At 61.5% G+C, this 16,441-nt stretch carries 21 protein-coding genes; 12 read left to right on the forward strand and 9 right to left on the reverse strand.

The genetic code is table 11. The features are described 5' to 3' along the window. Positions 1–26 precede the first annotated feature (26 nt). The 7 genes from A7Q26_RS18040 (at position 27) to trxC (ending at position 5,622) form a co-directional block, all read left to right on the forward strand. Positions 27–374, forward strand: a complete 348-nt coding sequence (locus A7Q26_RS18040) for a carboxymuconolactone decarboxylase family protein (RefSeq protein ID WP_232313855.1) — start codon at positions 27–29, stop codon at positions 372–374. 32 nt (positions 375–406) lie between these two features. After that, complete coding sequence (locus A7Q26_RS18045; RefSeq protein ID WP_066862313.1) at positions 407–1,255, forward strand: class I SAM-dependent methyltransferase; 849 nt, start codon at positions 407–409, stop codon at positions 1,253–1,255. 312 nt (positions 1,256–1,567) lie between these two features. Beyond that, entirely contained in the window at positions 1,568–2,218 is a 651-nt protein-coding gene (locus A7Q26_RS18050) for a peroxiredoxin (RefSeq protein WP_066862315.1), read from the forward strand. Between the two features lie 100 nt (positions 2,219–2,318). Then, the gene (locus A7Q26_RS18055; RefSeq protein ID WP_066862319.1) at positions 2,319–3,236 is read left to right on the forward strand and encodes an MBL fold metallo-hydrolase; all 918 of its coding nucleotides are present in this window, start codon (positions 2,319–2,321) and stop codon (positions 3,234–3,236) included. 7 nt (positions 3,237–3,243) lie between these two features. Further along, positions 3,244–4,023 carry a sulfite exporter TauE/SafE family protein gene (locus A7Q26_RS18060; RefSeq protein WP_066862322.1) on the forward strand — a complete coding sequence of 260 codons (780 nt, stop codon included), beginning with the start codon at positions 3,244–3,246 and terminating at the stop codon, positions 4,021–4,023. A 79-nt stretch (positions 4,024–4,102) separates the two neighbouring features. Next, positions 4,103–4,792, forward strand: coding sequence for an ATP-binding protein (locus tag A7Q26_RS18065; RefSeq protein ID WP_066862325.1), 690 nt, complete (start codon positions 4,103–4,105; stop codon positions 4,790–4,792). A gap of 386 nt (positions 4,793–5,178) precedes the next feature. Then, complete coding sequence (trxC, locus tag A7Q26_RS18070; RefSeq protein WP_066862911.1) at positions 5,179–5,622, forward strand: thioredoxin TrxC; 444 nt, start codon at positions 5,179–5,181, stop codon at positions 5,620–5,622. Positions 5,623–5,729: 107 nt separating this feature from the next. On the opposite strand, the gene A7Q26_RS26060 is transcribed toward trxC, so the two are convergent. From A7Q26_RS26060 to A7Q26_RS26365, 3 genes are read right to left on the reverse strand one after another with little or no spacing between them, the layout of a single operon-like run. Then, a complete protein-coding gene (locus A7Q26_RS26060) occupies positions 5,730–6,239 on the reverse strand; it encodes an ArsA-related P-loop ATPase (RefSeq protein WP_232313856.1) in 510 nt (169 codons plus the stop codon). Then, positions 6,173–6,862 (reverse strand): ArsA-related P-loop ATPase, encoded by a 690-nt coding sequence (locus A7Q26_RS26065; RefSeq protein ID WP_269747270.1) that lies wholly within the window; start codon positions 6,860–6,862, stop codon positions 6,173–6,175. Before A7Q26_RS26065 ends, A7Q26_RS26060 begins: the two co-directional genes overlap by 67 nt. Then, entirely contained in the window at positions 6,748–7,146 is a 399-nt protein-coding gene (locus A7Q26_RS26365) for an ArsA family ATPase (protein WP_443018170.1), read from the reverse strand. The genes A7Q26_RS26065 and A7Q26_RS26365 overlap by 115 nt, the downstream gene beginning before the upstream one ends. Before the next feature lie 515 nt (positions 7,147–7,661). On the opposite strand from A7Q26_RS26365, the gene clpB reads away from it, so the two are divergent. The 5 genes from clpB (at position 7,662) to A7Q26_RS18100 (ending at position 13,150) form a co-directional block, all read left to right on the forward strand. Continuing rightward, entirely contained in the window at positions 7,662–10,241 is a 2,580-nt protein-coding gene (gene clpB / locus A7Q26_RS18080) for an ATP-dependent chaperone ClpB (protein WP_066862328.1), read from the forward strand. Between the two features lie 57 nt (positions 10,242–10,298). Beyond that, positions 10,299–11,198: a DnaJ C-terminal domain-containing protein gene (locus tag A7Q26_RS18085; RefSeq protein WP_066862332.1), complete on the forward strand. Its 900-nt coding sequence runs from the start codon at positions 10,299–10,301 to the stop codon at positions 11,196–11,198. Further along, positions 11,195–11,536 (forward strand): chaperone modulator CbpM, encoded by a 342-nt coding sequence (locus tag A7Q26_RS18090; RefSeq protein WP_066862335.1) that lies wholly within the window; start codon positions 11,195–11,197, stop codon positions 11,534–11,536. The genes A7Q26_RS18085 and A7Q26_RS18090 overlap by 4 nt, the downstream gene beginning before the upstream one ends. Positions 11,537–11,910: 374 nt before the next feature. Then, positions 11,911–12,444 carry an RNA polymerase sigma factor gene (locus A7Q26_RS18095; RefSeq protein ID WP_232313857.1) on the forward strand — a complete coding sequence of 178 codons (534 nt, stop codon included), beginning with the start codon at positions 11,911–11,913 and terminating at the stop codon, positions 12,442–12,444. Positions 12,445–12,772: 328 nt separating this feature from the next. After that, positions 12,773–13,150 (forward strand): helix-turn-helix domain-containing protein, encoded by a 378-nt coding sequence (locus A7Q26_RS18100; RefSeq protein ID WP_066862341.1) that lies wholly within the window; start codon positions 12,773–12,775, stop codon positions 13,148–13,150. Between the two features lie 34 nt (positions 13,151–13,184). Here A7Q26_RS18100 and A7Q26_RS18105 read toward each other — a convergent pair whose 3' ends face one another. The 6 genes from A7Q26_RS18105 to A7Q26_RS18130 form a co-directional block, all read right to left on the reverse strand. Then, positions 13,185–13,571, reverse strand: a complete 387-nt coding sequence (locus A7Q26_RS18105; RefSeq protein WP_066862343.1) for a hypothetical protein — start codon at positions 13,569–13,571, stop codon at positions 13,185–13,187. A 200-nt stretch (positions 13,572–13,771) separates the two neighbouring features. Then, complete coding sequence (locus tag A7Q26_RS18110; protein WP_066862347.1) at positions 13,772–14,047, reverse strand: HU family DNA-binding protein; 276 nt, start codon at positions 14,045–14,047, stop codon at positions 13,772–13,774. A 42-nt stretch (positions 14,048–14,089) separates the two neighbouring features. Next, positions 14,090–15,004, reverse strand: a complete 915-nt coding sequence (locus A7Q26_RS18115; protein WP_066862349.1) for a nucleotidyltransferase — start codon at positions 15,002–15,004, stop codon at positions 14,090–14,092. 18 nt (positions 15,005–15,022) lie between these two features. Continuing rightward, a complete protein-coding gene (locus A7Q26_RS18120; RefSeq protein ID WP_066862353.1) occupies positions 15,023–15,475 on the reverse strand; it encodes a type II toxin-antitoxin system VapC family toxin in 453 nt (150 codons plus the stop codon). After that, positions 15,472–15,768, reverse strand: a complete 297-nt coding sequence (locus A7Q26_RS18125; protein ID WP_066862356.1) for a type II toxin-antitoxin system Phd/YefM family antitoxin — start codon at positions 15,766–15,768, stop codon at positions 15,472–15,474. Before A7Q26_RS18125 ends, A7Q26_RS18120 begins: the two co-directional genes overlap by 4 nt. Before the next feature lie 121 nt (positions 15,769–15,889). Then, positions 15,890–16,414 (reverse strand): RES family NAD+ phosphorylase, encoded by a 525-nt coding sequence (locus tag A7Q26_RS18130; RefSeq protein WP_232313858.1) that lies wholly within the window; start codon positions 16,412–16,414, stop codon positions 15,890–15,892. Positions 16,415–16,441: the final 27 nt, after the last annotated feature.

Genomic DNA, 16,441 nt, shown 5'->3' on the forward strand with positions numbered 1-16,441 from the left:
GCGTAATGCACAAGGATTGGCCAGCCATGGCGGCCGAACTGACCGGGGCGATCAAGGAAGTGCGCCTGGGCAGCCCGGAGGTGACGAAGGCCTTCTCGGCGATGGCGCGCGCCGCCACGCAGGCGGGCGTGCTCGATACCAAGACGAAGGAACTGATCGCGCTCGCCATCTCGGTTGCGATCCGTTGCGACGGATGCGTCGCTTTCCATTCGCAGGCCGCGGTCAAGCAGGGTGCGACCCGCGACGAAATCCTGGAGACCATGGGCATGGCGCTTTACATGGGCGCGGGCCCGAGCCTGATGTATGCAGCGCAGGCCGTGGAAGCGTTCGACCAGTTCGCCGCTCAAGCTGGCGGCGAAACACCGGGGCAATGACCCTGGTTGCCTGGCCTGGAGGAGAGGACGAGATGACGGACGCACATAATCCCGGCGGTGAAGACTGGGCTGGAGAGATGGGGGATCGCTGGCTGGCCCAGGTCGACCGCTTCGAACAGATGCTTCGGCCGCTTGGGCTTGCCCTGCTCGACCATGCAAAGCTGCAAACGGGGCAAAATGTCCTGGACGTTGGTTGCGGCGGCGGTTGGACCTCTCGGGAGGCGGCGCTTCAAGTCGGGATCGGCGGGCGCGTATGCGGCGTCGATATTTCCGCAGCGCTAGTGAAGGAAGCGGCGCGGCGCGCCACCGATGCCGGCGTGCGCAACGTGCGGTTCGAGGCAGGCGATGCTGCCGCACTCAAGCCGGAAGGGGCACCGTTCGACCGCCTGATGTCGCGCCTTGGCATCATGTTCTTTGGCGATCCAGCCGCCGCATTCCAGAACCTCCACGGCCTGATGGCCAAGGGCGGGACCGCGGATATGGCGGTCTGGGCTCCGCCACAGGACAATGTCTGGGTCGGCGGCGTGCTCGCAATCGTTGCGAAGCATATCTCCATGCCCCCGCCAGACCCGCTCGCACCCGGGCCCTTTTCCCTGGCGGACCCGAAGCGCTTCACGGCCTTGCTCGAGCAGGCCGGCTTTTGCGACATCACGCTCACGCCATGGGCAGGGTCGGTGATGGTTGGTGGCGAGCAGAGTAGCGCCGAGACTGCAGTGGACTTCCTGCTGGCGACATTCCCCTTCGCGGACGACGAGGAGTCCGTTCCGCCTGAAACGCTCCGTGCGATCCGGGCGGAGCTGATTGCTCTTTACAAGCCCTTTGAAACGCCCGCTGGCATCGCTGCCCCGGGCAAGGCCTGGCTGGTCACGGCAATCGCATAAGCAATTTCGCCAGCCCTGATCGGGTCGCTGAACGGACACCGCCCATCTCTGGCTGACGGATTCGAAGGCAGCGCGGCGGCAGGGCCTGGCCAAAGCCTCCGCTCCTTCTTGAGGAGGCTTCGGCGGGGCTGGCAGTCGGCGTCCGCGCGCGCATCGATTACGGTTTAATCGTAATTGATAACTCAGTCTGCAACCGATTCAGGTGCTCCTGCACGGATTGCAGGAGTGATCTCTGTCATTCAGAGAATGATATTCAATCAATTCCAATAATCGTGTATATGAATGTCATCGTCCCTCAAGCAAGGAAACGTCATGACCGATCTGAACACACTTCTGGTACCCATGCCTAGGATCAACGAACCTGCCCCCGATTTCACCGCGAAAACGACGGACGGAATGCGCTCGCTTTCCGACTATCGCGGCAAGTGGCTCGTGCTCTTCTCCCATCCGGCGGACTTCACGCCGGTTTGCACGACCGAGTTCATGGCGTTCGCCCGCGCCGCCGACGAGTTCAAGGCACTCGACTGCGAGTTGCTCGGCCTGTCGATCGACTCGCATTACGCTCACATCGCCTGGATGCGGGCGATCGAGGAGAAGTTCGGCGTCGAAATTCCCTTTCCGATCATCGAGGATCTGTCGATGAAGGTCGCAACGGCCTTCGGGATGATCCATCCCGGCGCGTCGGATACCTCTGCGGTGCGCGCGACCTTCATCATCGACCCGGAAGGCATCATCCGCGCGATGGTCTACTATCCGATGTCCAATGGTCGCTCGGTCGCCGAGTTCCTGCGGCTGTTGAAGGCACTGCAGACCTCGGACGCGAACAAGGTCGCGACCCCGGAAGGCTGGCAGCCTGGCGAAGCGGTCATCGTTCCGCCTCCCCAGACCGCCAAGGCGGCCAAGGAACGCGCCGGCGAGGGCTATGACACGACCGACTGGTACTTCAGCAAGAAGGCGCTCTGAGGCGCACCGGATGCCGGCGGTGATAACCCGCCGTCGGCATCCGGAGCTTCCCTCAATCCGGCGCCACCAACCTCCATGAGAAACTGAAAGTGATTGTCCCATGACTGATCCCCACATCGCCACGGCGGCCCAGATCATCGAGGGCGCGCACGCAACCAGACCGACCGTGAAAACCTTCTTCGACGAGGACACGTTCACGGCGACCCACGTCGTCGCCGATCCGGCGACCCGCAAGGCGGCGATCATCGACAGCGTGCTCGATTTCGATCCGGCTTCGGGACGAACCTCCTGCACCTCGGCCGATGCCGTCATCGCCTATGTCAAGGCTGAAGGGCTCGAGGTGGAATGGCTGCTCGAGACCCATGCCCATGCCGACCATCTTTCAGCCGCGCCCTATCTCAAGGAACGGCTCGACGGCAAGCTCGCCATCGGCAAGGACATTCTCACCGTCCAGGCCGTGTTCGGCAAGATCTTCAACGAAGGCACGCGCTTTGCGCGGGATGGATCGCAATTTGATCATCTCTTCGGTGATGGCGATCGCTTCCAGCTCGGCGCGATCGAAGCGGTCGCCCTGCACGTTCCTGGGCACACGCCGGCCGACATGGCCTATGTGATCGGCGACGCGGCCTTTATCGGCGATACGCTCTTCATGCCCGATTACGGAACGGCGCGAGCGGATTTCCCCGGCGGGGACGCGCGGACCCTCTTCCGATCGATCCGCCGGTTGCTGACGCTTCCCGACGCGACGCGCCTGTTCCTGTGCCATGACTATAAGGCGCCGGGCCGGGATGCGTTCGTCTGGGAGACGACCGTGGGCGACGAGCGGAACGCGAATGTCCATGTCCATGAAGGCGTCGAGGAAGACGCGTTCGTTACGATGCGACGGGATCGCGATGCCACGCTCGGCATGCCGCGCCTCATTCTGCCTTCGATCCAGGTCAACATGCGCGGCGGCAACCTTCCCGAGCCGGAGGAGAATGGCACGCGCTATCTCAAGCTCCCCCTGAACAGCCTGTAGCATCGTCATGCTGGAACCTGCGCAATATCTGCTCGGTGCCGGATCGGGCTCGCTGGTGGGATTCACCCTCGGCCTGGTCGGCGGCGGCGGCTCGATCCTCGCGGTGCCGCTGATGGTCTACTTGGTCGGGGTGACGTCGCCTCATGTCGCGATCGGCACGAGCGCGCTGGCCGTCGCGGCCAATGCCGGTGCGAACCTCATCCCCCATGCGCGGCAAGGGATCATCAAATGGCGCTGCGCGGGCATGTATGCGCTTGCCGGCGTGATCGGCGCTTATGCCGGATCCACGCTCGGCAAGGCCATCGATGGCCAGCGCCTTTTGTTCCTGTTCGCGCTCCTGATGCTGGCCGTGGGCGCGCTGATGCTGCGTAGCCGCAGCAATCCCGGCAATCCCGATGTCCAATGCCGCCGTGAGAACGCGCCCAAGGTGATCGGCTATGGCAGCGCCACCGGACTCTTCTCGGGTTTCTTCGGCATCGGCGGCGGGTTCCTGATCGTGCCGGGGCTCATGGCTTCCACCGGTATGCCGATGATCAATGCGGTCGGATCGTCGCTCGTCGCCGTTGCCGCCTTCGGGCTGACCACCGCGTTCAACTATGCGCTCTCGGGCCTCGTCGACTGGAGCTTGGCGGGCGTGTTCATCGGTGGTGGCATTGTGGGCGGGATCATCGGTGCTGGAATTTCCAAGCGCCTGTCCGCGCGCAAGGGGCTGCTCAGCAGCGTGTTCGCGGTGCTGATATTTCTCGTCGCCCTCTACATGCTCTGGAAGAGTTGGCTGGCGATGTAGGTGGCGGAAGACCCGCATTCGCTCGGGGACAAGCACGATTTCGCCCGTCGATGCCTTTGATGGTGTAGGCTCACGCGAAGTGCGCGAGCTCGCCTCCGCCTTCAACGACAAGAAGGCGCAGATCCGCGTGCTGATCGGCGAGAGGACGCGCGTCCTTGCGGTGATCGCGCATGACCTGCGGACCTATCTGGCGCGGCTCCGCCTTCGCGCGGAGTTCATCGACGATCCCGATCAGCAAGCCCGCGCGGTGCGCGATATCGACGAGATGACTGCTCTCATCAACGATACGCTGCTGGCGGACCGCGACTCCGCACCGCCAAGCCATCCGGAGCGCGTGACAGTTGCACAGGCGCTCGCCGAGATCGTCGACGCGCATCGCGAACTCGACGAAGCCGTGACGTTGGCGCCCGTGCCCGACGATCTCGCGATCGCCGCCACGCCGCTCTCGCTGCACCGCATCCTCGACAACTTCATCGCGAACGGCGTCCGTCACGGCAACGCAGTGGCAATCTCGGCCCATGCGACCGGCGAGACGGTCGATATCGTCGTCGAAGACGACGGTCCAGGCGTTCCGGTCGACGGGCTGGCCAGCCTCGGCATACCCTTTCAACGCTTCGACCCCTCCCGCAGTCGCGAAACTGGCGGCGCCGGCCTCGGGCTGGCGATCGTGAGGGCGCTCGCCGAACGTGACCACGCGGAGGTGTTCTTTGGCCAAGGCGCGCCTGGGGGACTGCGCGTGAAAATCCGCTATGCCCGCGTCGAGGACTGATCATCGGATGCCTGAAAGGCGATCGCTTGAAGCAGTCTCACTGCAGCAGGACGGGACTGACCGTCACAGGCAGGCCGGACGGCCGGAACCCAAGCTGATAGAAGAACACGCACCTTCAGGAAGCCGCCTTTCGTTTGAGTAGCGCGGGACGCTGCCCATATCGGCCGACATTTCATCCATCTCGGGAAATTCCGTCTCGCGCATCTTGGCATTATTCCACACATGGTTACATTACAAATGTAAGCGATAAATTGAGGGCGCAACCATGAGATTAGCGAAACGACGCATCACATGGCTTCCGGCGCCCAGGCGGGAAGCGTTTATGGCGTGCCCATGGATGTCGACAAGGTGCATCAATTACAAGGAATGCCGGAATGAATGCTGCGTTGGCCGATCCCGCCGTCATCATCTGTCCCTCCTGCGCAACGGCAAATCGCGTTCCAGCCACTCGCATCTCGGAAGGCCCGAAATGCGGACGCTGCGGCCAGTTGTTGTTTCAAGGAGCGCCTATCACCGTAAATGGCCAGGCGTTCGATCGCCATGTGACAACCGGATCGCTGCCTGTCCTCGTCGATTTCTGGGCAAGCTGGTGTGGACCGTGCAAGGCGATGGCCCCGGCCTTTGCCGCCGCTGCGAAGGCTCTTGAACCGAAGATCCGGTTGCTAAAGGTCGATACTGAAGCGGAACAGGCGGTCGCCGCGCGATTTGCGATCCGATCGATACCATCACTCATCCTGTTTTCAGGCGGACGGGAAATCGCAAGGAGTGCGGGCGCGATGGACCAGCGTTCCATCATTGCGTGGGCGAACCAGCAGATTCCTCGCAACTGATGCCACGCAGCATTTATCCAGCCGGTTTTCGGGCTACGCCTTCGACGATCAGAAGATAGGCAGCGAACGGAAACGATCATCATCGTACCGACCGACCAGCGTGCAGCCTATAACACAGCGCGTTCCTTGGCATCACCAGTTGGCGGTGGGGAGATCGACTGGTCACGGGCTAGCCGCTCGAGCGCGACGACACCCACCGGAGGCGTCGTTTGCCACGGCACGAAAAATAGGCGCTTCGCCATGAGCGCCCGTACGCGATCAATCTGCTTCTGCTCGCCATTGAGTCGCTGGCGCAAAAGTAAATTGCTCGAGCCTGCCGCCAGCAAACTCTTGTTGATGATCCAGGCATAGGGCTCGATCTGCGCGCGCCGTAGATCATCTTGTAATGTGCTGGCCTGAGAGACCGGCGTGGTCTCGGCGAGGGTAACCAGCAGGACACGCGTATAGTCGGGATCCTGGAGCCGCATCAGCGGCGTGGTGATCCGACCGGCAAGGTCATGCAAGGTCGATTGGCGTGTCATCTGCCGGTGATAGGCACCGGTGGCATCCATTAGCAGAAGACTGTGACCTGTGGGCGCCGTGTCCAGCACGACAAACGCGCTACGCGCCTCTGCCACGATGTGCGAGAAGGCGTGGAAAACGGCAACCTCTCCAAGCCCATCATCTCGAAGGGTCGCAGCGCAATGTCGTCGCGCGGAAGCGTTCGGAGCGCGGCCGGCATGGCTGCGAGCGCCTGCTGTCCCTGCGCTTCCAGTGACGCCGCCGTCGCATCGGTTGGGTCGCTGGCGTGGAACAGGCCATTCACGACGAGATGCTGATTGCCAAGACCGAGCACTCGCAATTCGGTCGAGGTTCGACCCGCCTCGGCTATCGCGGCTTGCTCCGGGCGCGTCACGAGAATGACGGTCGTGGCCTTCGGATCGCCCAAGGCTGCCATGGCTTTCCTGAAGCGTTCTTCCTGCGACGTCAGGCCCGAATGCGGTCCCAGGCACGACGCACCCTGATCATTCTCCGCCAGAAAGCCACTCCACGCCTTGGGCAGGCTCAGCAAACGAAGCGTATGTCCCGTTGGCGCCGTATCGAACAGGACATGATCATAGACCTCGTCACCATCCGTAAGCCGGCCTACAAATTCGTCGAATGCCGCGATCTCAGTCGTACAAGAGCCCGATAGCTGTTCACGCACCCTATCGCGCTCACCCGGACTGGCGCGAGGGTCCATCTGATCCAGCACGCGCATGCGATAGGCGTCCGCTGCGCAGTCGGATCAATGTTAAGGACACTCAGCCCGGCAGCGTTCGGGACTGCGACTGGCTGATTGGTCAACGGAACGTCCAGAATCTCATCGAGATTGGAGGCGGGATCTGTGCTGACGAGAAGGACCGATTTACCGTGATCCGCGAGCGAAAGGGCGGCCGCGCCGGCAATCGAAGTCTTGCCCACGCCTCCTTTGCCCGTGAAGAACATGAAACGGGTAGGCTTAGCTAGAAATTGCGGAAGATCGGTCAGCGAACTGTCGGTCATCACGTGGCTTGTTCCCTCTTCGCTCGGGCGAACGATTACCGCCGAACGCCACCGAAATGCCCAAGTCGAGCCAAGATCGAAACGGCGCCCTTTTCGCCGCGCGACAATGTGCCTGTCTGCCCCCGAGGGGCATACGTAGTCTCCCGGTCTCGCGCGTGAATGGCCTGCCCCCGGACAGAAAGTCAGAGATGACCGTCTGACTACCGATCTGAGCTCTTAATCAATCAAGTGCGCAGGCGATGCACCACCTGTGATCGCGTCTATGGGCGGCAGCGGCCAAGCTTCGTACAAACCCCTATAGTGGCGAAGCCCGCGATTGCGGATGACAAGGCATGATCCGCAGCCCTCTCCATCCTTGCATTTCGCTTCTCGGCTCTGCGGCAGGTGCGTCCGATCCTGCACACAATGGCCACGAACCGAACAACCCAGTTCGTCGCGTGCCTCGCGCCGACGGCGCATGGACAAAGGACTGAGCACCAACCGGAACCTGGGCTAAACGACATACGAGGAATGCCATGAATCTCGAGAAATTCACCGATCGCGCCAAGGGCTTCCTGCAGAGCGCACAGACTGTCGCGATCCGCATGAGCCATCAACGGATTAGTCCGGAACATCTGTTGAAGGCGTTGCTCGAGGATGGGCAAGGCATGGCGAGCGGCCTTATCCGCGCGGCCGGCGGGAATCCCGCCGTGGCGACGCGCGAGACCGACATTGCGCTCGCCAAGGTGCCGGCCGTCTCAGGCAGCGGCGCGCAGGCAACACCGAGCCTCGACAATGATGCGGTGCGCGTTCTCGACCAGGCCGAACAGGTCGCGCAGAAATCAGGCGATACCTATGTCACCGTCGAGCGCATGTTGCTGGCGCTGGCGCTGGCGCCGACCACGACAGCCGGCAAGGCCCTGGCTGCAGCAGGCCTCAAGCCCGACACGCTGAATGCGGCAATCAACGAGTTGCGCAAAGGCAAGACCGCGGACACCGCGTCGGCGGAGGACCGCTATGATGCGCTCAAGAAATTTGCGCGTGACCTCACCGAAGCGGCGCGCGACGGCAAGCTCGACCCCGTCATTGGCCGCGACGAGGAAATTCGACGCACCATCCAGATCCTGGCTCGGCGCACCAAAAACAACCCCGTCCTCATCGGCGAACCCGGCGTCGGCAAGACAGCAATTGCGGAAGGGCTCGCTCTGCGCATCGCCAATGGCGACGTGCCCGACACGCTCAAGGATCGCGCTTTGATGGCACTCGACATGGGCAGTCTGATTGCCGGCGCGAAGTATCGCGGCGAGTTCGAAGAACGGCTGAAAGGCGTGCTCGACGAGGTGAAGGCCGCCGAGGGTCATATCGTGCTGTTCATCGACGAGATGCACACGCTCATCGGCGCGGGAAAATCGGAAGGCGCAATGGATGCCTCCAACCTGCTCAAGCCCGCGCTCGCGCGCGGCGAACTGCATTGCATCGGCGCGACCACGCTCGACGAATATCGCAAGCATGTCGAAAAGGATCCGGCGCTCCAGCGACGGTTCCAGCCCGTCTTCGTCGGCGAGCCGACGGTCGAAGACACTATCTCGATCCTGCGCGGGCTCAAGGAAAAATACGAACTGCACCACGGGGTCAGAATCACCGACGGCGCCCTGGTTTCAGCCGCGACGCTCTCCCATCGTTACATCACCGACCGCTTCCTACCCGACAAGGCGATCGACCTCATGGACGAGGCGGCCTCGCGCTTGCGCATGGAGGTCGAATCCAAGCCCGAGGAGATCGAGAATCTCGACCGGCGCATCATCCAGTTGAAGATCGAGCGGGAGGCGCTGAAGAAGGAGACCGACAAGGCCTCAAGAGACCGGCTGGCAACGCTGGAGCAGGACCTCGCCAATCTCGAGCAGCAGTCGAGCGAATTGACCTCGCGCTGGCAGGCGGAGAAGGAGAAAATCGCGGGCGAAAGCCGTATCAAGGAGCAACTCGACGCCGCGCGCATCGAACTCGAACAGGCCCAGCGTTCGGGCGATCTCGCCAAGGCTGGCGAGCTCCAATACGGCACAATCCCTGTCCTAGAAAAGCAACTCTCCGATGCCGCGGGAGCGGCCGAGGGCGCGATGCTGCGCGAGGAAGTGACCAGTGAGGATATTGCCGGCGTCGTTGCGCGCTGGACCGGCATCCCCGTCGAACGGATGATGACTGGCGAGCGCGAGAAGCTGCTCGGCATGGAAGAGACGATTGGCAAGCGTGTCATCGGCCAGGCCGATGCCGTCCGCGCCGTATCGACGGCGGTGCGCCGTGCCCGCGCTGGCTTGCAGGATCCCAATCGGCCGCTGGGCAGCTTTCTCTTTCTTGGCCCCACGGGCGTCGGCAAGACCGAGCTCACCAAGGCGCTTGCCGGCTTCCTGTTCGACGACGACAACGCGATGGTCCGCATCGACATGAGCGAGTTCATGGAGAAGCATTCGGTCGCCCGTCTGATCGGCGCGCCTCCAGGCTATGTCGGCTATGAGGAAGGGGGCGTCCTGACCGAGGCCGTCCGCCGCCGGCCCTATCAGGTCGTCCTCTTCGATGAGGTCGAAAAGGCCCATGGCGACGTGTTCAACATACTCCTCCAGGTGCTCGACGACGGACGACTGACCGACGGCCAGGGCCGAACGGTCGACTTCACCAATACGATCATCGTGCTGACCAGCAATCTGGGCAGCCAGTATATCGCCGGCCTTGCCGACAATGAACCGGTCGAGAAGGTCGAGGATCAGGTGATGGAGATCGTCCGCGGCCATTTCCGGCCGGAGTTCCTCAACCGGCTTGATGAGATCATATTGTTTCACCGGCTCGCCGCTGACCATATGGCGCCAATCGTCGACATTCAGGTTGCCCGCGTCGGCAAGCTGCTCAAAGATCGCAAAATCAGACTCGATCTTAGCGATGCCGCGCGCACTTGGCTTGGCCGCGTCGGCTATGATCCGGTCTATGGCGCACGACCATTGAAGCGCGCCGTGCAGCGTTTTCTGCAAGACCCTCTCGCCGATTTGATTCTCCGGGGCGAGATTAGAGACGGAGCGATGGTCCATATTGACGAGGGTGACGACGCGCTCTCGCTGAAGGTTGATTGAGATGGATTCTGGGCAATGTCCCGGCTCAGACTGCGGCGCGGCGCGAAGGCTTAACATGTGAGCAATCCGTACGAAGTCCTCGGCATCGCGCCATCCGCCTCTGCGGACGACATCCAGAAAGCGTATCGCAAGCTCGCGAAAAAGCTGCATCCCGACCTTAACCCCGGCGACAAATCCGCTGAGGAGAAGTTCAAGGAAGTTGCAGGTGCCTATGATCTGCTGAGCAACCCGGAGAAGCGCAAGCGCTACGACGCCGGCGAGATCGATGAGACCGGCGCGGAGCGACCGCAGCAGCAATATTATCGTGACTACGCCGGGTCGGGCTTTGGTCGCTACTCAAGCGATGCCGGATTTGCCGATTTCGCGGAAGGAAGCGATCCGTTCGCCGAACTGTTCCGCCAGAGTGCGCAAGCGCGGGCCAATCGTCGAGGGCAGGATCTGCACTATCGGCTTGCCGTCAGCTTTGCAGACGCGATTGTTGGCGGTGCCCAACGCGTCACGCTGCCGACGGGCGGCGCACTTGACGTAACTCTTCCGGCTGGCATCATCGATGGTCAGACGCTGCGGCTCAAAGGCAAGGGTGCCCCCGGCGCTGGCAAAGGCGGAGCCGGCGACGCGCTAATCGAGATCGAGGTGCGTCCCGACCCGAGGTTCACCCGCGAGGGTGACGATATCACGATCGAGATTCCCATCTCGCTGACCGAAGCCGTCCTTGGCGGAAAGATCCGTGTGCCCACACCAACCGGGACGGTGTCGATGACAGTGCCGGCCGGTTCGAACAGTGGAAGCGCGCTACGTCTGAAAGGCATGGGGGCACCCCGGACCGGCGGCGGTCGCGGGGACCAGTTTGTAAAGCTGAAGATCACCCTGGCCAAGGGGAGTGATGCCGAACTCGAGCGCTTCGTATCGAGCTGGGAAGCAGGAAAGACCTTCAACCCTCGGGAGGCATCGCGATGATAGATCTGGAAGACTTCCTTACCCGCTCTGGGATCGAGTTTCGATCACTCGAGCAGTGGATCGAACGCGAGTGGCTGTTTGTCGAGCGGCGCTCCACAACGATCTTCCTCTCCGAAATGGACGCGGCCCGCGCACGCCTCATTCATGATCTCAAGCGTGATTTCGGTGTGAATGACGATGGCGTCGATATCATACTCCATCTCGTCGACCAGTTGCACGGTCTGCGCCAAGCATTTTTGCAGATTCAAGCGGACATGAACTTAGGCCGTCGCCGAGACTCCAGACGCTCGCGTGCCCGCAAATCGGGGCCGATAAGGAACCCCCGTCGGAAGCTATAGCTAAGCGGGATGCCAGGTCTGCACGCCTTCGCTTTGCGCCAATTCAGGCCACCTATAGGACCCTGCGCGACAACGGCCGTATGCCCAGAATCTTGGTCTATGCCTCGGCAAGCGATTCAGGCCGCTCGCGGTCGGGCAGGGGACGATCCGTCTTCGGGAGACTATCCTTCCGGCTCAGCCGCATGGCATGAAACGCGGGATGAGTGACCTGACCGACCCCACCGCGCGTTCGATCCCCGCCAAGTTTTGCGGAAGCGCATATTCCGAGCTCGCGCGCTCGAGATATCCCGGCTCCATAACGATACTCGAAACCGGGAGGGGGAATGGTAGAGGGCGCCGGTAGTCCAGAGACTTCTCGGGAGGACGCTTCTGACTTGACCAATGAAGGATTGGCCGAAAGGCCAGTCGAGCGTCTGCTCGCCACTATTGAAGCGGACTACGATTTGCTGCTGGAACGCCTCTCCAATCATCTGCGGTCATCCGAGGCCGCAGGTGAGGCCCTGCATGATGCATATGTCAAGTTGCGGGCAGATCCGAACATCGCGGAGGTGCGAAACCCAAGATCCTATCTTTACCGGATGGCGATCAACCTGGCCTATAACCAGCGCCGCAAGGACAACCGGTTTGGCCCTGCGGACGAGGCTGTGATCACCGAGTTGCCCGACACTACCCCGGATCCGGAACGCACAGCGATCGCGACCGACGAAATGGGCAGGGCCTTGGTCGCACTCGACGCCTTGCCTGCGAGGCGCCGCGAGATCTTTCTTGCGAAATGGCGGGACGAAAAGTCGCAGATCGAGATCGCTCACGAGTTTGGTTTGCACAAGCGATCGGTTCAGAAGGAACTGGCCAAAGCGGAACAATATCTCCGAAAGGCCATTCGCCGTTCCGGCTGGCGCCTGCCATAGTCGCTCGGCATTGCAGGGTTTGACCGCACTCGCCCAAAGGCAAAACACAGTCTGAAAAAAATAGGGCGCCTTTCGGGTCGGCGAGGTGTCCTCCCTTCGGGAATATCATGACCTCCTCCTTGGGATACGCGGGCCGAGGCTCGCTGCGACCGATGGTGGTGGTCCAAGAGGCGGCGCGCTGAGATTCCCGGCGCGGACCAACTGCCTTGTAACCTGAGGGGGTCGCCATGGCGACTTTGCACGTTTGACCGCGGGCGCAACTCCTGGTGCGCCGTTGCGACGCAATGATGATCGCTCAGCAGACGTCCTGAAACGGAGGCGCCGTGCGATGAGCGCCCATGGCTCCTCGAACAACCGCCCGACGCTGGCGCCGTGGCAAGTGAGTCTTGCGACACGAACCATGAGCGGACAACTCGCCGAGCCCATATCTATCGCCGAAATTGCGCATCTCTGCCGATTGTCGCTCAGCTATTTCGTCAGGGCTTTTTCCAATGCAGTGGGGATCGCCCCCTATGCCTGGTTCGTTCAACAGCGGATCTCACGCGCAAAGCGGCTGCTGACCGGCACGAGCCTGCCTCTCGCGCAGATCGCGCTCGAATGCGGTTTCTCCGATCAGGCGCATTTTACCAATGCGTTCGTCAAAGCCACAGAAACAACGCCGGCGAGATGGCGGCGCGAGGCACTTGCCCACCGACAGGCCGCGTGATGAGTAGGCGGGTTGGCGACTCTCACAAGCTCGATCAGGATCGCTCCCCGGCTTTCTCGCCATTGCGTTCGGCCGCACGCTGAAGGGCTATTTGGAGGAGAGCCTTGTCGTGCTCTGGGCGCTTCCAGCGGGCGGAATCCCGCAGGGCGACCAGATCCTCCATGTGAGTGATGAAGGTATAGACCTTGTTGACCACCTCGATCATGAGCGCCTTCATTTCCTCATCGGAGATCCGCGAAAGCTGGTTCCAAGGGATGTCACCGAAGGGCGTAACCACCTTCACGTCGCTAAAATCGCCGGTCGCAGTTGCTGGGGTTGTGCCAGCATGGAGATTTTCCAGTTGAGAATTGCGCACGCAATTCTCAACGAGGGCGAGCGCGAGCCGCCGCGCAGCGGCATCGGGTATATCTTCAGCTGCCATCGCCTTCTCCCGGATAGAAGCCCTTTAAGCCGTTTCGCTGGACATGGGCAGAGTGGGCGGCAAGCGCGATAGGACGCCTGCCGTGCCGCATTGATGCTCACCATGATACGACACGGAAAGGGGAATTGAAGGTTCGTGAAGACGATGAGGTCGTATGACGGCTTTGACCGGCGATTCGGCAATCGCCGGTCGTCAGGAATTCAGCCGTTCAGCTTATCCTTGATCGCCTTGGCGGGCGCGAAAGTGAGCTTCTTCGACGCGGCGATCTGGATGGTCGCGCCCGTAGAAGGATTGCGTCCCTCCCGCGCCGGCGTGTCTTTGACCTTGAACTTGCCAAAGCCGTTGAGCGAAATTTCCTCGCCGTTCGACGCGGATTCCGCGATTGCGGCGAAGACCGTATCAACCGCCTTACGAGCATCAGCCTTTGTGATGTCGATCACCGTTGCCAGCTTTTCGGCCAAGTCGCTATTGTTCATTCATTTCCTCCTGCAATGTTCGTCCGAATATGGCTAAAGCGCCTATAGTTCGGTGCGCAGCTCTGCCAACCTTTTCTGGCAAAGTTCGTTGACGATCGTGCCAAGTACCTCAACGCGCTCGGAGAGGAATTTGAATTCCTCTTCCGTTATTACGAATTGGCCTGCGTGCTTGGCTTTCACATACGCATCTTTGAGCTTGTTGAACATCGCCTCCTGCTTGCGGGTCTCCCTTGGCCAGGCTTCGACGAGCCGCGCGGAAAGCGTTTCGGCGCGCGTTCGGAGGAATTTGATGTTGTGGCTATAAGGCGTATAGAAAGTATGGACGAGAAGAACGCAGTAATAGAGGCGCTCGCAGGCCTGCTGAAGGTTATATCCTGCGTCGGCAAGCAGCTTGTTGTCGTAAGCAAACTGATAAAGCATCCGTGCCGATACGGCGAGGCCGAACCACTTATCGAAATATTCCTGCGCCATGACGTAGGCTTGTTGCGGCGTCTTGGGCGTGGGCTCGTTAAGCTCGCTATTGTCTACCTGATATAGGGCGATACCGTCGCGCGCGATGTCCATGAAGAAATATCGGCCGTGGGCCAGACCGTCATTCACTTCCTGGAGCGTGTGAACGATGAAATTGACGGGTGTGCGTAACCGGTTGAGGATCATGGTCTCCCGGTCGAGGCGCTCGGCCGCCTTCTCCCAATATGCAATCTGGTCCGTCAATTCCTTCTGATTGACGATGATGAGCAGATCGAAATCCGATCGGTAGCCTCTCTTGGTATGAGGCTCGTGCACCCAGCGCCCGGTCGCATAGGAGCCGTAGAGAATGATCTTGAGGATGCGGCCGAGCTTCCGAGCGCCGGTCGGTTCGCCGTGTGCGTCCTCGAACTCCTCGAAGAGGATCTGGACGACCCGATCGAGTTCGCGCCGCTTGTTTGCTGGAAGGTGATCGAGTTCGGTTTTCATCGTCTCATGTCATTCGGGTCAGGTGAGAGGGAAACGGGCTGGCTCGTCTTCCCATGGATTGAAGATCACGGCGCCGCTATGCCGCGTATCCTTGATGTTTCGCGTCACAAGGAAGAGGTCATGTTCGATCGCGGTCGCCGCGAGCAGCGTGTCGATCACCGGCGGGGACTGCCCGGTCCGCCGCTTTACCTCACCCGAAATTGCGCCCCAGCGATAGACGATGGCGTCGTCGACGGAGAGGAGCCGATCGCTGAAGCGTTCAGCGAGGGCGTCGCGGGCGGCGATATAGCGCGAACGATCGGGATGGTCCGGCTCGAGGTTGTGGATACCCTTGTCATACTCCGCGAGCGCCAGGACGCTCAGGAACATCCGGTGTTCGGGTTGCGCCGTTGCCCACGCCTTGACGCTCGGCGCACCGTTCGGGTTCGCCAGCGCAGACACGATATGGGTGTTCAGCAGCCAGCCTTTCACAAGGCGACGTCCCGCCCGCGGTCGATCTCGCGCTCAAGGTTGAGGCCATCGAGCCCGAGGCTCTCGAGGAACGGAACGAACGCAGGCTTGCCCGCATTCTTGGGCAGCAGCCGGTCGAGTTCATCAATGCTCATCACCACCACGGCCTCCCGGCCGCGGACAGTGACCCGCTGCGGTCCCTCGCTCTGGGCGCGCCTGACGACCTCGCTGAACCGGGCTTTTGCATCCTCAAGTTTCCAGATGCCACCCGAGGCTGACTTGTCGCGCTCGCCTTTGCGAGTGGCAGTGCCCATTGCGCATACTCCTGACTAGCTAGTCAGATATAGCCGGTCGCGCCCAACTCTGCAAGCAGATCGAGTTCCGTGAGGTTGGATGCCGCATTTGAAGGATGCGCCTCGGGAGGGGCGGTTCCGGTCATGGTTCGACGAACAGCTTCCCAAAATGATGGGCGAGGGCTTTCGCTTCCGCGGCTCCGATCGCAACGCTGGTTGTCGCCGTCTTGGTAATTGCATCCGCAGCTCGATCGAAGAGTGCAACGCAGCGTTGGTTGTCGAACCGGGAGGTATAGAGGATACCATCCGCGGCGGTCGTAGCGTGGATCTCGGCGCTGACCGTCCAGCTCCGTAGATAATCGATCCCATGAAGGTCCGTGAAGGATAGGCCGTGCGTCGAAACACCCGCGTCGACCAGCGGATAGAGTCTGAGCGGCCTTGTCGTCACCAGTTCGCTGCGCAGTCGGGCCTCGACTATCGTTGAAAGGATGTACGGGGTCTCCGGTGCGCGAACGAGGGTTTCGCCAAAGGCTGTCTCGAGTGTCCGGGCGGCATACAGAACCTTGTAGCTGCCGTCGGGCGAGTCAAAGCGGGACTGCGGCATCTCGCCGGCCGGTCCGAAGTAGATTGGATCGTGGCCGGCGCGGTGGATGCGATGAAGACGCACGCCGGCATCGATCCGTCTCAGTCGAAC

The sequence above is a fragment of the Sphingobium sp. TCM1 genome, from assembly GCF_001650725.1.
GTDB lineage: Bacteria > Pseudomonadota > Alphaproteobacteria > Sphingomonadales > Sphingomonadaceae > Sphingobium.

What these genes read in the sequence shown, in the direction of transcription:
- A7Q26_RS18040 (WP_232313855.1), top strand. Translation starts at nt 27, where the DNA reads ATGGCGGCCGAACTGACCGGGGCGATCAAGGAAGTGCGCCTGGGCAGC.
- A7Q26_RS18045 (WP_066862313.1), top strand. Translation starts at nt 407, where the DNA reads ATGACGGACGCACATAATCCCGGCGGTGAAGACTGGGCTGGAGAGATG.
- A7Q26_RS18050 (WP_066862315.1), top strand. Translation starts at nt 1,568, where the DNA reads ATGACCGATCTGAACACACTTCTGGTACCCATGCCTAGGATCAACGAA.
- A7Q26_RS18055 (WP_066862319.1), top strand. Translation starts at nt 2,319, where the DNA reads ATGACTGATCCCCACATCGCCACGGCGGCCCAGATCATCGAGGGCGCG.
- A7Q26_RS18060 (WP_066862322.1), top strand. Translation starts at nt 3,244, where the DNA reads ATGCTGGAACCTGCGCAATATCTGCTCGGTGCCGGATCGGGCTCGCTG.
- A7Q26_RS26065 (WP_269747270.1), bottom strand. Translation starts at nt 6,862, where the DNA reads ATGCGCGTGCTGGATCAGATGGACCCTCGCGCCAGTCCGGGTGAGCGC.
- A7Q26_RS26365 (WP_443018170.1), bottom strand. Translation starts at nt 7,146, where the DNA reads ATGACCGACAGTTCGCTGACCGATCTTCCGCAATTTCTAGCTAAGCCT.
- clpB (WP_066862328.1), top strand. Translation starts at nt 7,662, where the DNA reads ATGAATCTCGAGAAATTCACCGATCGCGCCAAGGGCTTCCTGCAGAGC.
- A7Q26_RS18090 (WP_066862335.1), top strand. Translation starts at nt 11,195, where the DNA reads ATGATAGATCTGGAAGACTTCCTTACCCGCTCTGGGATCGAGTTTCGA.
- A7Q26_RS18100 (WP_066862341.1), top strand. Translation starts at nt 12,773, where the DNA reads ATGAGCGCCCATGGCTCCTCGAACAACCGCCCGACGCTGGCGCCGTGG.
- A7Q26_RS18105 (WP_066862343.1), bottom strand. Translation starts at nt 13,571, where the DNA reads ATGGCAGCTGAAGATATACCCGATGCCGCTGCGCGGCGGCTCGCGCTC.
- A7Q26_RS18110 (WP_066862347.1), bottom strand. Translation starts at nt 14,047, where the DNA reads ATGAACAATAGCGACTTGGCCGAAAAGCTGGCAACGGTGATCGACATC.
- A7Q26_RS18115 (WP_066862349.1), bottom strand. Translation starts at nt 15,004, where the DNA reads ATGAAAACCGAACTCGATCACCTTCCAGCAAACAAGCGGCGCGAACTC.
- A7Q26_RS18125 (WP_066862356.1), bottom strand. Translation starts at nt 15,768, where the DNA reads ATGGGCACTGCCACTCGCAAAGGCGAGCGCGACAAGTCAGCCTCGGGT.